Source organism: Yinghuangia soli, from assembly GCF_021502675.1.
Lineage (GTDB): Bacteria > Actinomycetota > Actinomycetes > Streptomycetales > Streptomycetaceae > Yinghuangia > Yinghuangia soli.
Genome location: NZ_JAKFHA010000012.1, coordinates 67,457 through 82,294, shown reverse-complemented (window position 1 = coordinate 82,294; position 14,838 = coordinate 67,457). Strand labels below are relative to the sequence as shown.

Below are 14,838 nucleotides of genomic sequence, written 5' to 3'. Positions count from 1 at the left end.
CACGCGGGGCTGCCGCGTCGCCCTCGTGGCATGCGCAGCAGCGGCCCATCGTGGCGTTAGGGTCGGGGGTCCTGGTCAGCGGGCGGCTGCGGTCGTCCGGGCCATGGCCGACATCCGGATCCGGGAAGGGAGGCGTGGCCGTGTCCGTTGTGTCCGGGCGCGCCGACGGTGAGGCGGCTTCTGCTCCTGTGCCGGCTCCCCCGCGGGCGGCGCTGGTTGCGGATGCGCACGGGCCGGGGGGTCGTATCCAGCCCTTGAACGAGGACGGCAGTCCGGCGGGGGCGGCCCGGCAGGTACGGGTCCTCGCCGAGGCGGTCGCGGAGATCGAGGGGGCTGCGGGGGCCGCCGCCCCTCGGTGGGTGTGGGCGTCGGCGGACAGTGCGTACGCGCCGCTGCTGCCGGTGCGCGTGGGCCGCTGCCATGACCTGGCTCTCGTGGAGGCGCTGCTGTGCGCCCACGAGGGGTGGTTCGGTGCGCCGCGTTCGCTGGGGGCGGCTTGGGCGCGCCTCAAGGGGCTTCCGGTTCCCGAGGATCTGCCGGCCTCCGCGGACAGCGGCGACCAGGAGAGCCTCTTCGCCCCGGACCGGCTCCAGCTTCCCCCGGGCGTGGACGCGCTGACCGCCGTGGTGGCGGTGCACGCCGACCAGGTGCGGCGGATCGCGGCGATCGCCGATGCCGGGCAGCGGAACCGCTTCAAGCTGCTCGTCGCGGCCGAGTCGGCCGGTGGCCTGGTGGCCGCGGAGATGGCGTACGACGGGCTGCCCTGGCGGGTCGACGTGCACAACGCGCTGCTGACCGAACTCCTCGGCCCGCGGCCGCAGATCCCCGGTGCCATACCGCAGCGCCTGGCCGAGCTGACGGTCCGGCTGCAGGAGGCGCTCGGCGCCCGGCCGTTCAATCCGGATTCGCACACCCAGGTCATCAAGGCGTTCGGCGAAGCCGGGCTGCGGCTGACCTCGACGCGTTCGTGGGTGGTCCGCGAGATCGACCATCCGGCGGCCGAGATCCTGATCCGCTACAAGGAACTCTCGCGCCTGCACGCCGCGCACGGCTGGGCCTGGCAGGACGCGTGGGTGCGCGGCGGCCGATTCCGCCCCGAGTACGTGGTGGGCGGTGTCGTCTCGGGGCGTTGGGCCGGCCGCGGGGGCGGGGCGCTGCAGATTCCGCGGATCCTGCGCGGCGCGGTGGTCGCCGACCCCGGCTGGTGCCTGGTCGTCGCGGATGCGGCGCAGCTCGAACCCCGGGTGCTGGCCGCGCTGTCGCGGGACGCCGGTTTGGCGCGTACCGCGGCCGGCGGCGACCTGTACGAGGCACTGGCCGCGGCCGCGTTCCGCGGCGAGCGCGACAAGGCCAAGTTGGGTCTGCTGGGCGCGATGTACGGCCAGACCAGCGGTGACATCGGGCCGCTGCTGGCCACCTTGCGGCGGCAGTATCCGGCGGCCATGGGCTATGTCGAGGCGGCCGCGCGGACCGGCGAAGAGGGCGGCATCGTACGGTCGGTGCTGGGCCGGCCGTGTCCGCCGCCGTCGGCGGAGTGGATGGACCGGGCCGAGCAGGGCCGGCAGGACCAGGCCGCCGAGCCGGACGGGGTGCGGGACTGGGCCGCGGCGCGCGACGGCGGCCGGGACGGGGAAGGCGATGCAGTCGGGCGCTCGACGCGCGCCCGCGGCCGCTTCACCCGCAACTTCGTGATCCAGTCGAGTGCGTCCGACTGGGCGCTGGTGCTGCTCGCGATGCTGCGCCGACGCCTGACCGCGCTGGAGGAAAGCGCTTCAGGGCGGCCGCACTTGGTGTTCTTCCAGCACGACGAGATCATCGTGCACGCGCCGCGCGACGCCGCCGAAGCCGTGGTCGCAGCGATCACGGCGTCGGCGGACGAGGCAACGCGGCTGGTCTTCGGCGACACTCCCGTGCGCCTGCCGATGGTCCCGGTCGTGGTGGACGCGTACGCCGAGGCCAAGTAGCGCAGGCTGCCGGCGCGGCGACCCGCCGTTCGGCTTACGGCATCGGGTACTTGCGTACGAGCAGGTCGAAGGCGAAGGCCGTGTCGCAGGTCAGCGGGATGGTCCGGCCGAGGACGGCGACCGTCGCGGCGGTGCGCAGGGCCGTGTTCAGACCGTCGATGACGATGGTCTGCCCGGCGTCCTCGATGACTTCGTGCACGGGCGTCGGCCGTCCGCTGCGCACATAGGTCCCGGTGACGACCGCTTCGGCGGAGTGTGGGGCCGCTGTCGCACCCGGCTCCGCGCCGCCCGGTTCGCCCATCGGCTCCAGCGCGACGGCTGCCGCGATCCGGCCGTGCCGGAAGATCCCGGTGTCGCCCGGGCCGTACCCGCCGCGGTAGGCGCCGTCCGGGGACTGCACGAACACGCTTGCGTGCGTGCCGAATTCCGAGTTCTCGTAGAGCTCGACCGCGACCTCGACGCCCGCGCTGCTCCCCTGGCAGCCGAGCGCGTGGCCGCGTTCGACGGTCACACTGGCCGGGCGCCTACCTGCCTCCCCCGCATGCGCGGTGCCGCTCGTGTTCGCCGTCGCGGCCGCGGTCGCCGGCAGCACGGCTGCGATCACCGCCCCCGCGACACCTGCGGCCGCCATGGCACGCTTCCTTGCCCGCATCGTTCCCCCCGGATTCCTGGCCCGTCGTTCCGTCCTTGGGACGACGGGCCAGGGATGCAGACCGGTTGCCCGGACCTGGTGATTTCAGGGCTGCCCCTGATCAGGTGCGGTGGGCGAGGGCGGAGAGGTGGTCGCGTAGTTGTGCGAGGCCGCGTTCGAGGGCTTCGCCGGGGACGATGACGTCGCCGGTGACCGGGTCGACCAGGGTCGTCGGGCCGGCCATGCCGCCGCCGCTGCCGGCCCGGCCGAGGGCCATGCCCTCGCGGCCCGGCGTACCGCCGAAGACTCCGGGAGCGCGGAGGTAGCCCGTGCGCGCTTCGGCACTGGCAGGGATTCCGGGCCAGTGCTCGTCGTCGACGATCGCGCTGACGATGCAGTGGTTCCAGCCCTCGAGGTCCGGTCCGGGCGCGACCACGATCTCGCCGCGGATCCGCGGGTCGTCCAATTCCCAGGCGATATGCATCTCGTCGCCGTCTGCGAACAGGCGGAGGAGGGACTCCCGGCTGACCCCGTCGCGGTCCGCGGTGGTGATGGTGACCGAGTCGGGCCCGTGGTCCCGGACGGCCGTGATCATCGGGAAGTACGTGTGCATGCGGTGCCGATCGGCCAGGAGGCGGAAAACGTCGTCCTGCGACGCTGCGACCTCGACGGCCCTTTCGTGCCTGGTCATGGCGCAACCCTCGTTCGGTGCGAGCAGACCCCCGCACTTCAGGGCCTACCCGCAGCCGCGGAGCGCGAACGTGCCGGGTGGTCCGGCCGCCCCGGGGGGCCGGTCCCGGACATGCCGAGGCCCCGGCCACCGCGGTGTGCGGTGGGCGGGGCCTCGGGGATCCGTCGCTCAGCTGCGGCGGCGGCCGGGGCCGTCACTGCCGCGCGACTGCTTGCGACCCTTCGCACGGCGGTTCTGCTGCGCCTCGTTGTTCTCGGCGACGAGCGTGTCCGTCTCCTGCGCTCGGGCCTCCTGGCCGCGGTCCGCGGCGTCGGTGAACAGCGCGCTCTTGTTCTGCAGGTGCGGCTTGGCCTTGTTCTTGGCCATGGTGTGTTCCTCCTTGGGAAGTCCATGGGGCTGGACTCCCTTTCACTGTGGCACCGGCCGTCACGTTCCGCCTGTCGAAGCGATACGCAGCGTGATATCAGCAGGTCAGGAGGCTTTCAGGAGTGGGCCGACCGCCCCGCGGCGGTGCGGATCAGGCCTTCGGGGCGAGTCCGCGCAGTGCGGCTTCGACGACGCTGTCGGCGAACTCCTCGGTGAGCGGCGCGGTACGCATGAGCCAGCGGCTGAGCACCGGTCCCCACATGAGTTCGACCGCGACGTCGAGGTCCACATCGGGGTCGAGCTGCCCGGCCGCCCGGGCGGCGCGCAGCCGGGTGCGCTTCATTTCCTGGACCGGCTCGTGGAGGCGCTCGGCGTAGAGCGCGGCGAGGTCGGCGTCGTGCATGATCTCGCTGGTCAGGCCGCGGAGCGGGAGGTCGTACCGCGGGTCGGCCAACTCCGCGACGGTGGCCCGCAGGACCGCCTTGAGGTCGGCTTCGAGGTCGCCGGTGTCGGGCAGTGCGGCTGCGGTGTCGCCGACCGCGGCCTCGCCTTCGGCTTCGCCGCCGTCCCCGACACCGGCGGGCAGCTGCCCTTCGCTGAGCATGAGGAACGCGTCGAAGAGCACCGCGCCCTTGGACGGCCACCAGCGGTAGATCGTCTGCTTCCCGACGCCGGCCCGGGCCGCGATGGCCTCGATGGTCAGCTTCGCGTAGCCGATCTCGCCGGCCAGCTCGAAGGCCGCGGTGAGGATCGCGCGGCGGGAGGCCTCGCTGCGGCGGGCGGCGTTGGGCGTCTTCGTGGTCATGCCGTCGATGCTAGCGAAAAACTAGACGAGACGTTGCGTCTTGACATCGGGGGATCGGCACGGCAGAGTGAAGTCCGCAAGCAAGACGCAACGTCTCGTCTAGAGAATCGGGTCCGCATGAACATCCCGGAAGCCGGCGCCTCCACGGGGCCTGCGAGCAGTACCGGCACTACCGACACCACCAGCACCGTGCACACCGAAGGAGTCCCCATGACGACCACCGCTGCCGGCCGCACTCCCCGCACCTGGTTCATCACCGGGGCCAGCCGCGGTCTCGGCCGGGCGTTCGCCGAGGCGGCGCTGGGCGCCGGCGACCGGGTCGCCGCGGCGGCGCGCAGCACGGCCGCGCTGGACGAGCTGGCCGCCGCCCACCCGGGCCGCGTCCTGCCGCTGACCCTGGACGTGACGGACCGCGAGGCGGTGTCCCGGGCGGTCGAGGCCGCTGTGGCGCACTTCGGCCGGCTCGACGTCGTGGTCAACAACGCGGGCACGCTGTCGATGGGCATGGTCGAGGAGTTCACCGAGGCCGAGGCCCGCGCGCAGATGGAGACCAACTTCTTCGGCGCGCTGTGGGTAGGCCAGGCGGTCATGCCGTACCTGCGTGCCCAGGGCTCCGGCCACATCGTGCAGATATCGAGCATCGGCGGCCTGGCCGGCTTCCCGCTCTCCGGCCTGTACGCGGCGAGCAAGTTCGCGCTGGAGGGCATGAGCGAGGCGCTGGCCATGGAGGCGGCGCAGTTCGGGGTCAAGGTCAGCATCGTCCAGCCGGGCGGCTACTGGACCGACCTCTACACGGCGATGAAGGCGGCGACACCGCTCGAGGCATACGCCCCGCTGCGCGCCGAGCTGGAGAAGATGTGGGCGGAAGGCTCGGTGGACAGCGAGCCGCGGCTGGCCGCCGAGGCGCTGCTGAAGCTGGTGGACAGCGACGAGCCGCCGCTGCGCCTGCTGCTCGGCAGCATGGTGTACGACCTGGCGTTCGACGTCTCGCGCAAGCGCATGGAGACGTGGGCGGCGTGGGAGGGCACCAGCCGGGCAGCGGAGAAGGCGGTCGCGGCACCGGTCGGCGAAGCGGGGGCGGCGGCCGCGGAACCCGCGTCGTGACGCGGCGGCGGCCGCCGGCCCCGCGGGCTCAGCTCTTCGCGGTGCCCGGAGCTCCTGAGGTGTCGCCGGGGGTGCGGGCTGCCTCGGACGCGGCTTGCTCGTGCTTGCGGGCGACCTTTTCGGCCAGCCCGCCGAGCCCCGCGGTCAGCGGCCAGCCCACGTAGTGCGCGAGGTGCACGACCACCTCGCGCAGCTGGTCGCCGGTGAGTTCGCCGCGTTCCAGGGCGCTGCTGAACTGAAGCTCCATCAGTTCGTCCTTGCCGAGCGCGGCCAGCACGCCGATGGTGAGCAGGCGGCGCTGCCGGATGTCGAGTCCGGGGCGCGTCCAGATCTTCCCGAAGAGGTGGTCGACGGTGAGGTCGACGTACGGTCCACTGGCACCGTCGAGGCTCATCGGCAGGCTGTAGACCGCGGACATCATGGCCAGGCCGCGGGCGCGCAGTTCGGCGGCTTCGTCTGCTGCCTCGTCGTGCCGGCCGGCCGCGCCGGTCGTGGGTTCAGACTCGGGCGCGGGTTCGGGCTCGGGCGCGGGCTCGGTCGGCTCCGGCAAGGCGTCGGCGACGCCGAAGACGCGGTGGTAGCCCGGCTCGGCCAGGCGCGCGATGGGCACGTCGGCGCCCACTTCGTCGGCCAGCGCGATCGAGGCGCGCAGGTCCTTGCGGGCCATCGCGGCGGCGCCCCGCATCAGTTCCGGGTCGGCGGGCCGCACACCCATCAGCGCGGTGGGGCCGCCGGTCAGCTCGTCGCCCGCGGTGACGATCTCCTTGAGGAGACTGACGTCGATGCCCGCCGCCTCCGCGACGCCGGCCGCTTCGGCGGCCACCGCCCATATGCCGTACTGCATGTGATTGCGAATCAGCTTCGCCTGCATGCCGGTGCCCGGGCCGCCCATGTGCACGACCTTCGAGCTGAACGCGGCCACGACGGGGCGTACCCGCTCGACTGCTTCCGCGGTGCCGCCGACCATCGAGACGAGGCGGCCGTCGAGGGCTGCCATCGGGCCGCCGGTGACGCCGCAGTCGACGACGTGGACGCCGTATTTCGCGGCGTCCTCGGCGAGTTCCGCGAGGGTGGGGACCGCCACGGTGCTGAGCACGAGGACCACAGCGCCCGTCGGCAGCGCGGCGAACGCCCCGTCGGGGCCGGTCAGCGCGGCACGGGCCTGTGCGTCGTCGAAGACGGCCACGATCAGCGCCTCGGCGCCTGCGGCAGCGGACGCCGGGGTCGGGGCGACGGTGGCCGCGGTGCCGAACGCCGCGGTGGCTTCGGGCCGCACGTCGTGCACGGCGACCTCGTACCCGGCCTTGATCAGGGCCCGGGCCACGCCCGAACCGATCATCCCGACGCCGACGACCGCGACCTGAGGCATGGGGCACGCCTTTCCGTTTGCCGAGCTGATCCGAGCTGATCCGGGCCGAGCTGATCCGAGCCGAGCAGAGCTGCGCCGCCGGGCAGACGGGCGTATCTGACTCTGCGTCAGCGCAGGTTAGGCGCGGGTGCCCGAGGTTGCAACGGCATGGAGCGCGGTCGGGCCGCCGGTCGGCGAACGGGTCAGGAGGCCGGGCCGGTTCCGGGGACGACCAGGCCCGACTCGTACGCGGCGACCACCGCCTGGGTGCGGTCCCGCAGGCCGAGTTTGGCCAGCACGCGGCTCACGTGCGTCTTGACCGTCTCCTCGCTGACCAGCAGCCGTCCGGCGATCTCCGGATTGGACATGCCGCCCGCGATGAGCCGCAGGACTTCCGTCTCACGCGGGGTGAGTGCGGCCATCGGCGTCGCGGTCGCGGCCGGCTTGGGGCGCATCCGGGCGAACTCGCCGATCAGGCGCCGGGTGACGGTCGGGGCGAGCAGCGCCTCGCCGGAGGCGACCACGCGTACCGCATCGAACAGCCGCTCGGCGGTGACGTCCTTGAGCAGGAAGCCGCTGGCGCCCGCGGCCAGCGCGTCGTAGACGTGCTCGTCGAGGTCGAACGTGGTGAGGATGAGGATCCGCGGTCCGTCCGCGGACGGCTGCTGCTGCCGGTGCTGATCCCGATGCTGATCCCGGCGCTGATCCCGTTGCTCCTGGCCGGCCACGATGCGGCCGGTGGCCTCGATGCCGTCCATGCCGGGCATGCGGACGTCCATCAGCACCACGTCGGGCTGCTCCGCGGCGCACACGCGTACCGCCTCGGCGCCGTCCGCGGCGGTGCCGACGACGCGGAAGTCCGGCTGGGTGGCGAGCAGTCCGGCGAACCCGGCGCGCACCACCTCGTGGTCGTCGACCACGACGACCTTGATGACCCCCGGTTCCGCCGGGCCCGGTGCGGTCATGCGGACTCTCCCGTCATACGGACTTGCCTGTCATAGGGGCCTGCCTGTCATGCGGCCTTCCCTGTCTTGCGGGCTCCCCGGTCATGCCGTCTCCGCGTCCGGGACGGGCAGGCGTACGTCGATGATGAATCCCCCGCCGACCGCCTCCCCCACGTGCAGTTCCCCGCCGACCATCGCGGCCCGCTCGCGCATGCCGACCAAGCCGTGCCCGGCCGCGACCTCTCCGGCCGTCCCGGTTGCCGCGGCCGCCGTGCCCGTCGCGGCGGTCCGCCGCGGGCCCGGCCCGTTGTCGCGGATCCGCAGCGCGAGCGCGCCGCCGGTGTAGTGCAATTCGACGTCGACCGCGGCGCCCGGAGCATGCCGGCGCGCGTTGGTGAGGGCTTCTTGGACGATGCGGTACGCGGTGAGTTCGATACCCGGGTCGAGCGGCACGATGTCGCCGCGCACGATCAGCCGGGTGGCCGTGCCGGAGGCTTCCCGGGCTTCGTCGACGAGGTCGACGAGCTGCTGCAGGGCGGGTTGCGGCTTGCGGCCGCCGGTGGTGCCCGCGTCCTCGCGCAGGACGCCGAGCAGCCTGCGCATCTCGGTCAGTGCCGCGCGGGCGGTGTCGCCGATGGCCAGCAGGCGCTTGGCGCCCTCGGGCGGCATGCCGGCCGTGGTGAAGCGGGCGGTCTCGGCCTGGACCGCGATCATCGAGATGTGGTGCGCGACGACGTCGTGGAGTTCGCGGGCGATGCGGGCGCGTTCGCCGCGGGCGGCGTGCTCGTACATGGTGTCGGCGACGGCCTGCGCCGCCGCGCTGTGCACCTGGGCCTCGGTGCGGACGCGCCGGGACAGCCCGGCCGCGACCGCGCCGAAGGCGAGCAGGGCGACCATCACCGCATAGGTCCGCTCGGCCTGGTCGATGTCCCCGGAGGCGGCCAGCGCGTACGCCCCGAACACCGGCAAAGGGGCCAGCGCGAAGAGCCGCGAGCTGTGCCGGCCGAGGTGGTACAGGACGATCAGCTGGGCGGCCAGGCCGGGCACGGTCAGCACCCGGAACGGCAGCAGCGAGAGCACCGCAGCGGCGGTGACGAGCACCCCGACCGCGGTCGGGTAGGCGGGCAGCAGCGCGATCGGGACGGTGGTCAGCAGCGCGAGGATCAGCAGGAAAGGCCGGGACTCGGGGTCGTCGAGCGCCATGCCGCTGCCCATCCGGTTCAGCGTCTCCACCACGGCGAGCAGACCGAGGACGGCCCCGCCGAACTGCGGTCCGCAGCGTGTCAGCTGCTGCCGGAGTGCTGCCATGCCGCTGCTCCCCCTCCTCCCTCCGCCGGCCCGGGCGGCCGGCCGGCCGGCCCGCGTGCGCTGCCCGATTCTGCCGGGTGCCGCGGCGCTGAACTGCACGAATGCCATTGTGGCCGGGTCCGGGCGCGGCCGCGTCACTCCCGGCAGCCGCTCGGCCGTCCCCCGCGCGGGGGATGCCCGCGGGCGTCCCGTCCCCCTGTTCCGGGACCGCGAAGACGGCTCCCCTGCGTGACGACCCGGACGGGCCCGGATCCCTAGCTTTGCTGCCATGGACGCAACCATTGAAGTGCACGACCTGCGGAAGCGGTTCGGGCGGGCGGTCGCCGTGGACGGGCTCTCGTTCGGTGCCCGGCCCGGCCAGGTCACCGGCTTCGTCGGGCCCAACGGGGCGGGCAAGTCCACGACCATGCGGATGCTGCTGGGCCTGGACGCACCGGACGAGGGGCGCGCGACCATCGGCGGCCGCCCGTACCGCGAGCTGCGCGCCCCGCTGCACGAGGTCGGGGCGCTGCTGGACGCGGGTGCCGTGCATCCGAGCCGGAGCGGCCGCGACCACCTGCTCTGGATGGCCCGTTCGCACGGGATGTCCCGGAAGCGGGTGGACGAGCTGATCGAACTGGTCGGGCTGGGCACGGCCGGCAAGCGCCGGGCGGGCGGCTACTCGCTGGGCATGCGGCAGCGCCTGGGCATCGCCGCGGCGCTGCTCGGCGATCCGCCGGTGCTGATGCTGGACGAGCCGGTCAACGGCCTCGACCCGGAGGGCATCCGCTGGATACGGGGGTTCTTGCGGGCGCTGGCCGCCGAGGGCCGGACGGTACTGATCTCCAGTCACCTGATGAGCGAACTCGAGGACAGTGCGGACCATTTGATCGTGATCGGCCGGGGGCGGCTGATCGCCGAGACGAGCGTGGCGGAGCTGCTGGCCGCGGCGTCCGGCGAACGCGTGGCGCTGCGCACGGCGGCGCGTACCGAGGCGATGGGCCTGCTGGCCCGCGAAGGGGCGACGGTGGCCGCCAACGGGCCGGACTCGCTGACCGTCACCGGGTTGACCACCCAGCGGATCATCGCGCTGCTGACCGAGCACTCGGTGCCCTTCTCCGAGGTGTCCGCGCACCGCGCGACGTTGGAGGAGGCGTACATGGAACTGACGCGCGACGCGGCCGAGTTCCAGGCCGTCGTGCATGCGGCCGACGGCACCGGACACGAGAACGGGGACCCGCGATGAGCACGTCCGCACCTGCTCCTCCGCCGCCCACCGATTCGGCTTCGGCTCCGCCGGCCCCGTACCGGTCGCGGCTCGGGCCCGGCAAAGACGGCTTCGGGCGCCTGCTGGCCGCCGAGTGGACCAAGCTGCACAGTGTGCGGCGCTGGACCGTCGTGCTGATCACCGGGCTCGGGCTGACGGTGCTGATCTCGCTGCTCTCGGCCAACGGGAGCGAGATCAGCGGCGACGGGCCGAGCGACGTCCTGCGCGGGCCGGACGGCACCACGGTCAGCGACTCGTTCCGCTTCGTGCACCAACCGCTCGACGGCGACGGCACGGTGACTGTGCGGGTGGACCGCCTGGTACCGGGCGGCGGTGCTTCGGAGCCGGGCGACAAGCAACTGACGCCGGCGCCGTGGGCGAAGGCCGGGCTGCTGGTCAAGGCCTCGACGAAGCCGGGGGCGACGTACGCCGCGGTCATGCTGACCCGCAGTCATGGCGTGCGCTTCCAATCGGACTTCGTGCACGACACGGCCGGCAGTGCGGCCAAGCCGGAGGTGCCGCGCTGGCTGCGGCTGGTCCGGGCCGGCGATCTGGTGACCGGCTACGAGTCGGCGGACGGGGTCTCCTGGGACAAGGTCGGCTCGACCCGGCTCAAGGGCCTGCCGGGGACGGTCGAGGTCGGCATGTTCGTCGCGTCGCCGTTCGCGAACACGTACGAGCGGGCGTTCGGGACCACGTCGGCCAGCTCGTTCCCGACCATCTCGCAGGCCGACTTCGGGCAGTTCTCGGTGCAGGGCCGCACAGGCGGCGAACTCGGGGACGACTTCGTCGGCCAGGCGCCGGGCGACCAAGGGGAGGCGCAGGAGCGGGACGGCATCCACACGGTGTCCGCGTCGGGCGACATCGCGCCGACGGAGACCGACATGGACCTCGTGCAGACCGCCCTGTCGGGGGCGGCGATCGGGCTGATCCCGTTCGCGGCCCTGGGAGTCCTGTTCATCACCGCCGAGTACCGCAAGGACATGATCCGGACCACCTTCACGGTGAGCCCGCGGCGCGGCCGGGTGCTGGCCGCGAAGTCGGTGGTGCTGTCCGGGACGGTGTTCGCGGTGGGCGTGGTCGCGGCGGCGGTCTCGGCGGCGCTGGGGATCAAGGCGTTGCGCGATGCCGGGCATCGGCCGCCCATGTTCCCGGACGTGGCCTGGACGGACGGTCCCGCGCTGCGGGCGATCGTCGGCACGGCCGCGGTCCTCGCCCTGGTCGCGCTGCTGGCCCTGGGACTCGGCGCCCTGCTGCGCAACACCGCCGCGGCGGTCACGCTGCTCGTGGTGGTGATGGTGCTGCCGCAGGTGCTGGTGTCCGGACTGCCTTTGGAGGTCTCGCGGTTCATCATGCGGGCGACTCCGGTGGCGGGCTTCGGGGTCCAGGACACCCGCGTCGACGTGCCGCAGGTCGACGACGTGTGCCTGCCGGACAACGGGTGCACCGGTTCGAGCCCCTGGTCGGGACTCCTGGTCCTGGCCGCGTACACGGCGGTGGTGCTCGCCGCGGCCGCGTGGAAGCTGCGCCGGCGGCCCGTGTGAGCGCGGACACGGGTACGTTCCGGGTCGCGGGCACGCCCGGCCGCGACCCGGACGGCACCACGACGCCCCACCCGCGCCGCTCCCCCGCGCCGCGCGCTCCCGGCACCTCGATGCCGCCGCGCCTGCTCGGCGAGCTGCGTGCCGAGTGGGAGAAGCTCCGTACGCTGCACAGCACTTGGTGGCTGCTGGCGACCATGGTCGTGCTCACCGTCGCCGTGGGCGCGGCGTCCGCCGGAGCCGTGGACACATCCGCCTGCCGCACGCCGGAGTCCTGCAACGAGGACGTCGTCAAGCTCAGCCTGACCGGCGTGTGGCCGGGACAGGTCGCGGTGGCGGTCCTGGCCGTGCTGGCGGTGACGTCCGAGTACGGCACCGGCACCATCCGGACCACCCTCACCGCAATGCCGAGCCGCACGCGCGTCCTGGCCGCCAAGGCCCTGGTCGTCTCGGCCCTGACCGCAGCGGCCGGCGCCGTCGCCGTTCTCGGTTCTCTCATCGCAGGCCGTTTCCTGGTGGCCGCAGGCGGCTTCACCCCGGCGCACGGCTACGAACGCATCTCCCTCCTGGACGGCCCCACCGCCCGGGCTGCGTTCGGCACCGTCATATTCCTCATCCTGATCGCCCTCCTGGCCCTCGGCCTGGCCTGGGCCTTCCGCGACACCGCAAGCGCCCTCACCATCGTCCTGGTCCTGCTGTACGCGTTCCCGATCCTGGTCTCCGCCATCGGCGACGAGAAGTGGGCCGACCGCCTCACCAAGGCCGCCCCGGCCTCGGCCGGCATGTCCATCCAGGCCACCCGCAACCTCGACCAACTGCCCATAGGCCCCTGGCCGGGCCTGGCCATCCTGACCGCCTGGTCCGCAACCTCCCTGGCCCTCGGCACCCTCACCCTGACCAAACGAGACGCCTGAACCGCGCTGTCGGCAGCCCTGACTAGGTTCGGCACATGCCACTCCCCGAACCCCTGTCGGCCCGCCTCGCCGATCCGCGCTTTTGGGCCGCGTACCACTTCCGCGAGGACCTCCTCGACGACCTTTGCGAAGGCCGTCAGGAGGTCCTCGACGATGACGGCCTGCTCTTCCCGGATCTCGAGGACTGCGAGGTCGTCGTCGAGGTGACCGACGACCACGCCCTGGTCCTGGCCCTGGACGTCGACACCGGGTACTTCGACCTGGCCGTGCGCACCGGCGACCCCTCCGAGGACCGGACGCTCGGCTGGGACGACCAGGCGCACTGGCACCCTCATGTGTTCCGCCCGGAGGAACTCGACCTGGTGTGCCGTGCCGCGGCCCTGCGGGATCCCGGGCTCCCCCATCCCGGACCGCTGCTCGCGCTGCTCGCCCGGTTCGCGTTCGCCGTGGATGGCGACGACGTCGAGGCGTTCGCGCGGCGGCTCGATGCGTCGTTCGCCGCGCTGCGGCCGCGCACCGCCGGCGAGAGCTCGGCTGCCGGGGAACCGGAGCCGTACTGGCCGGACTCCACCGAGTGGACGGAAAGCCGCGACCTGCGCGGTGCGGGTGTCATGTGGGTGACGGATCCGTCAGGCGACGCGTTCCCCCAGGAGGCCGCCGCCCCGCTGGACGGCCCCGAGCTCTACAGCCTCCGCGTCCGCCCGGAGTCGTACGGCAAGTCGAAGGACACGGGCGAGGAAGGGGACGGCTTTCCGCACGCCGCGGTGCGCGAAATGCTCACGCGCTGCCGGTCCGCCTTGGAGATCCGGCCTGCGGTACGGGAGTTCGCGCGGCTGGCTCCCCTCGTGTCCGAGGCGGACGACGGCGACGACGTGACCGTCCTCCTCGAACAGCAGGAACGGGCCCTGCTCGCCATTGCCCGTCCCGTCAGCGAGGCCGAGGCCGCGCTGCTCGCCACCTGCTTCGGCCCGGACGGCTGTTACGGCTTGGGGTACACCCTCGTCCACCTGATCGAGACGGCTCCGTTCCCGCCCGCGGTCGCAGAACCTCCGGAGGACGCGTACCCGTGGCACCGCATCTGGCGGAACTACCAGCACGCTCAGGAGCGGCGCTCGGCGGCCGACTGACGCCGGGCGGTCCGGGTCGCCCCGTCAGTCGGATGACGTCAGGGCCGCTGTGAGGGCCTGGGCGGCTTCGGTCAGGGAGGGGCCGTACCAGGTGAGGTGGCGGCCGCTCAGGAGGACGGCGGGGGTTTCCGGGAACGCCTCCGGGCCGTCTTCGGGGGTGAAGCGGTAGGGCTCGTCGGGGAGGACGACCAGGTCGGGGCGGGTGGCGACGAGGTCGGGGAGCGGGATGCGGGGGTAGCGGTCGGCGTGGTGGGCGTACACGTTGGCGATGTTGAAGCGGGTCAGGAGGTCGCCGGCGAAGGTGTCGCGGCCGAGGACCATCCAGGGGCGGCGCCAAATGGGGACGATGGCGATGCGCCGCGGGAAGGCGGCGGGGTCGATCGCGGCCCAGGCGTGCCGGGCGGCGGCGAGCCAGGGCGGGGCGTCGCGCCCGAGGGCGTCGCCGAGGAGGCGGTCGAGGGAGGAGAAGGCCTCGTCCAGGGTGCGGACCTGGGTGACCCACACGGCGAGGCCTGCGGCCCGTAGGGCGTCGAGGTCGGCGACGCGGTTCTCCTCCTCGTTGGCGATCACGAGGTCCGGGGCGAGGGCGGTGACGGCCTGGAGGTCCGGGTTCTTGGTGCCGCGCACCCGGGTCACGTCGAGATCGGCGGGATGGCTGCACCAGTCGGTCGCGCCGACGAGCAGGCCGGGGGCGGTCTCCGCGACCGCCTCGGTGAGGGACGGCACGAGGGAGACCACGCGGCGGACCTCGCGCGGCACGGTCACCTCGTACCCGAGGTCGTCGAGCAAAACGGACGTCATGGCCACTCCCCGTCGGATGGCCCGACCGTATCGCGGCCGGTGCGGCGG

Annotated in this window: 14 protein-coding genes; 6 read left to right on the top strand and 8 right to left on the bottom strand. The window is 73.3% G+C overall.

The window, feature by feature from the left end; genetic code table 11:
• Positions 1 to 188 precede the first annotated feature (188 nt).
• A complete protein-coding gene (locus LZ495_RS20790) occupies positions 189 to 1,964 on the top strand; it encodes a bifunctional 3'-5' exonuclease/DNA polymerase (RefSeq protein ID WP_308268485.1) in 1,776 nt (591 codons plus the stop codon).
• 34 nt (positions 1,965 to 1,998) lie between these two features.
• Here the strand turns inward: LZ495_RS20790 and LZ495_RS20785 are convergent, their stop codons facing one another.
• From LZ495_RS20785 to LZ495_RS20770, 4 genes are all read right to left on the bottom strand, one after another.
• Positions 1,999 to 2,595 carry a hypothetical protein gene (locus tag LZ495_RS20785; protein WP_235054016.1) on the bottom strand — a complete coding sequence of 199 codons (597 nt, stop codon included), beginning with the start codon at positions 2,593 to 2,595 and terminating at the stop codon, positions 1,999 to 2,001.
• Positions 2,596 to 2,716: 121 nt separating this feature from the next.
• Positions 2,717 to 3,286, bottom strand: coding sequence for an SRPBCC family protein (locus LZ495_RS20780; RefSeq protein WP_235054015.1), 570 nt, complete (start codon positions 3,284 to 3,286; stop codon positions 2,717 to 2,719).
• Positions 3,287 to 3,454: 168 nt separating this feature from the next.
• Positions 3,455 to 3,652, bottom strand: a complete 198-nt coding sequence (locus LZ495_RS20775) for a hypothetical protein (protein WP_235054014.1) — start codon at positions 3,650 to 3,652, stop codon at positions 3,455 to 3,457.
• 151 nt (positions 3,653 to 3,803) lie between these two features.
• Entirely contained in the window at positions 3,804 to 4,457 is a 654-nt protein-coding gene (locus LZ495_RS20770) for a TetR/AcrR family transcriptional regulator (protein ID WP_235054013.1), read from the bottom strand.
• Between the two features lie 210 nt (positions 4,458 to 4,667).
• Between LZ495_RS20770 and LZ495_RS20765 the strand changes: the two genes are divergently transcribed.
• Positions 4,668 to 5,561 (top strand): SDR family oxidoreductase, encoded by an 894-nt coding sequence (locus tag LZ495_RS20765; protein WP_235054012.1) that lies wholly within the window; start codon positions 4,668 to 4,670, stop codon positions 5,559 to 5,561.
• 28 nt (positions 5,562 to 5,589) lie between these two features.
• On the opposite strand, the gene LZ495_RS20760 is transcribed toward LZ495_RS20765, so the two are convergent.
• The 3 genes from LZ495_RS20760 to LZ495_RS20750 form a co-directional block, all read right to left on the bottom strand.
• On the bottom strand, positions 5,590 to 6,930 hold the full coding sequence (locus LZ495_RS20760; RefSeq protein WP_235054011.1) for an NAD(P)-binding domain-containing protein: 1,341 nt from the start codon (positions 6,928 to 6,930) through the stop codon (positions 5,590 to 5,592).
• A gap of 182 nt (positions 6,931 to 7,112) precedes the next feature.
• Positions 7,113 to 7,874: a response regulator gene (locus LZ495_RS20755; RefSeq protein ID WP_235054010.1), complete on the bottom strand. Its 762-nt coding sequence runs from the start codon at positions 7,872 to 7,874 to the stop codon at positions 7,113 to 7,115.
• An 81-nt stretch (positions 7,875 to 7,955) separates the two neighbouring features.
• Positions 7,956 to 9,161, bottom strand: coding sequence for a sensor histidine kinase (locus LZ495_RS20750; protein ID WP_235054008.1), 1,206 nt, complete (start codon positions 9,159 to 9,161; stop codon positions 7,956 to 7,958).
• Between the two features lie 268 nt (positions 9,162 to 9,429).
• Between LZ495_RS20750 and LZ495_RS20745 the strand changes: the two genes are divergently transcribed.
• From LZ495_RS20745 to LZ495_RS20730, 4 genes are read left to right on the top strand one after another with little or no spacing between them, the layout of a single operon-like run.
• A complete protein-coding gene (locus tag LZ495_RS20745; RefSeq protein ID WP_235054007.1) occupies positions 9,430 to 10,386 on the top strand; it encodes an ABC transporter ATP-binding protein in 957 nt (318 codons plus the stop codon).
• The gene (locus LZ495_RS20740) at positions 10,383 to 11,951 is read left to right on the top strand and encodes a DUF1349 domain-containing protein (protein WP_235054005.1); all 1,569 of its coding nucleotides are present in this window, start codon (positions 10,383 to 10,385) and stop codon (positions 11,949 to 11,951) included. The genes LZ495_RS20745 and LZ495_RS20740 overlap by 4 nt, the downstream gene beginning before the upstream one ends.
• Complete coding sequence (locus LZ495_RS20735; RefSeq protein ID WP_235054004.1) at positions 11,948 to 12,862, top strand: ABC transporter permease; 915 nt, start codon at positions 11,948 to 11,950, stop codon at positions 12,860 to 12,862. The genes LZ495_RS20740 and LZ495_RS20735 overlap by 4 nt, the downstream gene beginning before the upstream one ends.
• A gap of 35 nt (positions 12,863 to 12,897) precedes the next feature.
• The gene (locus LZ495_RS20730; RefSeq protein WP_235054002.1) at positions 12,898 to 13,989 is read left to right on the top strand and encodes a hypothetical protein; all 1,092 of its coding nucleotides are present in this window, start codon (positions 12,898 to 12,900) and stop codon (positions 13,987 to 13,989) included.
• 24 nt (positions 13,990 to 14,013) lie between these two features.
• Here the strand turns inward: LZ495_RS20730 and LZ495_RS20725 are convergent, their stop codons facing one another.
• Entirely contained in the window at positions 14,014 to 14,790 is a 777-nt protein-coding gene (locus LZ495_RS20725; protein WP_235054000.1) for a helical backbone metal receptor, read from the bottom strand.
• Between the last annotated feature and the right edge of the window lie 48 nt (positions 14,791 to 14,838).

Excerpts from the sequence above, each read along its gene's own strand:
- LZ495_RS20745 (WP_235054007.1), top strand. The coding sequence starts at position 9,430 with ATGGACGCAACCATTGAAGTGCACGACCTGCGGAAGCGGTTCGGGCGG.
- LZ495_RS20770 (WP_235054013.1), bottom strand. The coding sequence starts at position 4,457 with ATGACCACGAAGACGCCCAACGCCGCCCGCCGCAGCGAGGCCTCCCGC.
- LZ495_RS20780 (WP_235054015.1), bottom strand. The coding sequence starts at position 3,286 with ATGACCAGGCACGAAAGGGCCGTCGAGGTCGCAGCGTCGCAGGACGAC.
- LZ495_RS20760 (WP_235054011.1), bottom strand. The coding sequence starts at position 6,930 with ATGCCTCAGGTCGCGGTCGTCGGCGTCGGGATGATCGGTTCGGGCGTG.
- LZ495_RS20785 (WP_235054016.1), bottom strand. The coding sequence starts at position 2,595 with ATGGCGGCCGCAGGTGTCGCGGGGGCGGTGATCGCAGCCGTGCTGCCG.
- LZ495_RS20740 (WP_235054005.1), top strand. The coding sequence starts at position 10,383 with ATGAGCACGTCCGCACCTGCTCCTCCGCCGCCCACCGATTCGGCTTCG.
- LZ495_RS20765 (WP_235054012.1), top strand. The coding sequence starts at position 4,668 with ATGACGACCACCGCTGCCGGCCGCACTCCCCGCACCTGGTTCATCACC.
- LZ495_RS20725 (WP_235054000.1), bottom strand. The coding sequence starts at position 14,790 with ATGACGTCCGTTTTGCTCGACGACCTCGGGTACGAGGTGACCGTGCCG.
- LZ495_RS20775 (WP_235054014.1), bottom strand. The coding sequence starts at position 3,652 with ATGGCCAAGAACAAGGCCAAGCCGCACCTGCAGAACAAGAGCGCGCTG.
- LZ495_RS20750 (WP_235054008.1), bottom strand. The coding sequence starts at position 9,161 with ATGGCAGCACTCCGGCAGCAGCTGACACGCTGCGGACCGCAGTTCGGC.
- LZ495_RS20730 (WP_235054002.1), top strand. The coding sequence starts at position 12,898 with ATGCCACTCCCCGAACCCCTGTCGGCCCGCCTCGCCGATCCGCGCTTT.
- LZ495_RS20755 (WP_235054010.1), bottom strand. The coding sequence starts at position 7,874 with ATGACCGCACCGGGCCCGGCGGAACCGGGGGTCATCAAGGTCGTCGTG.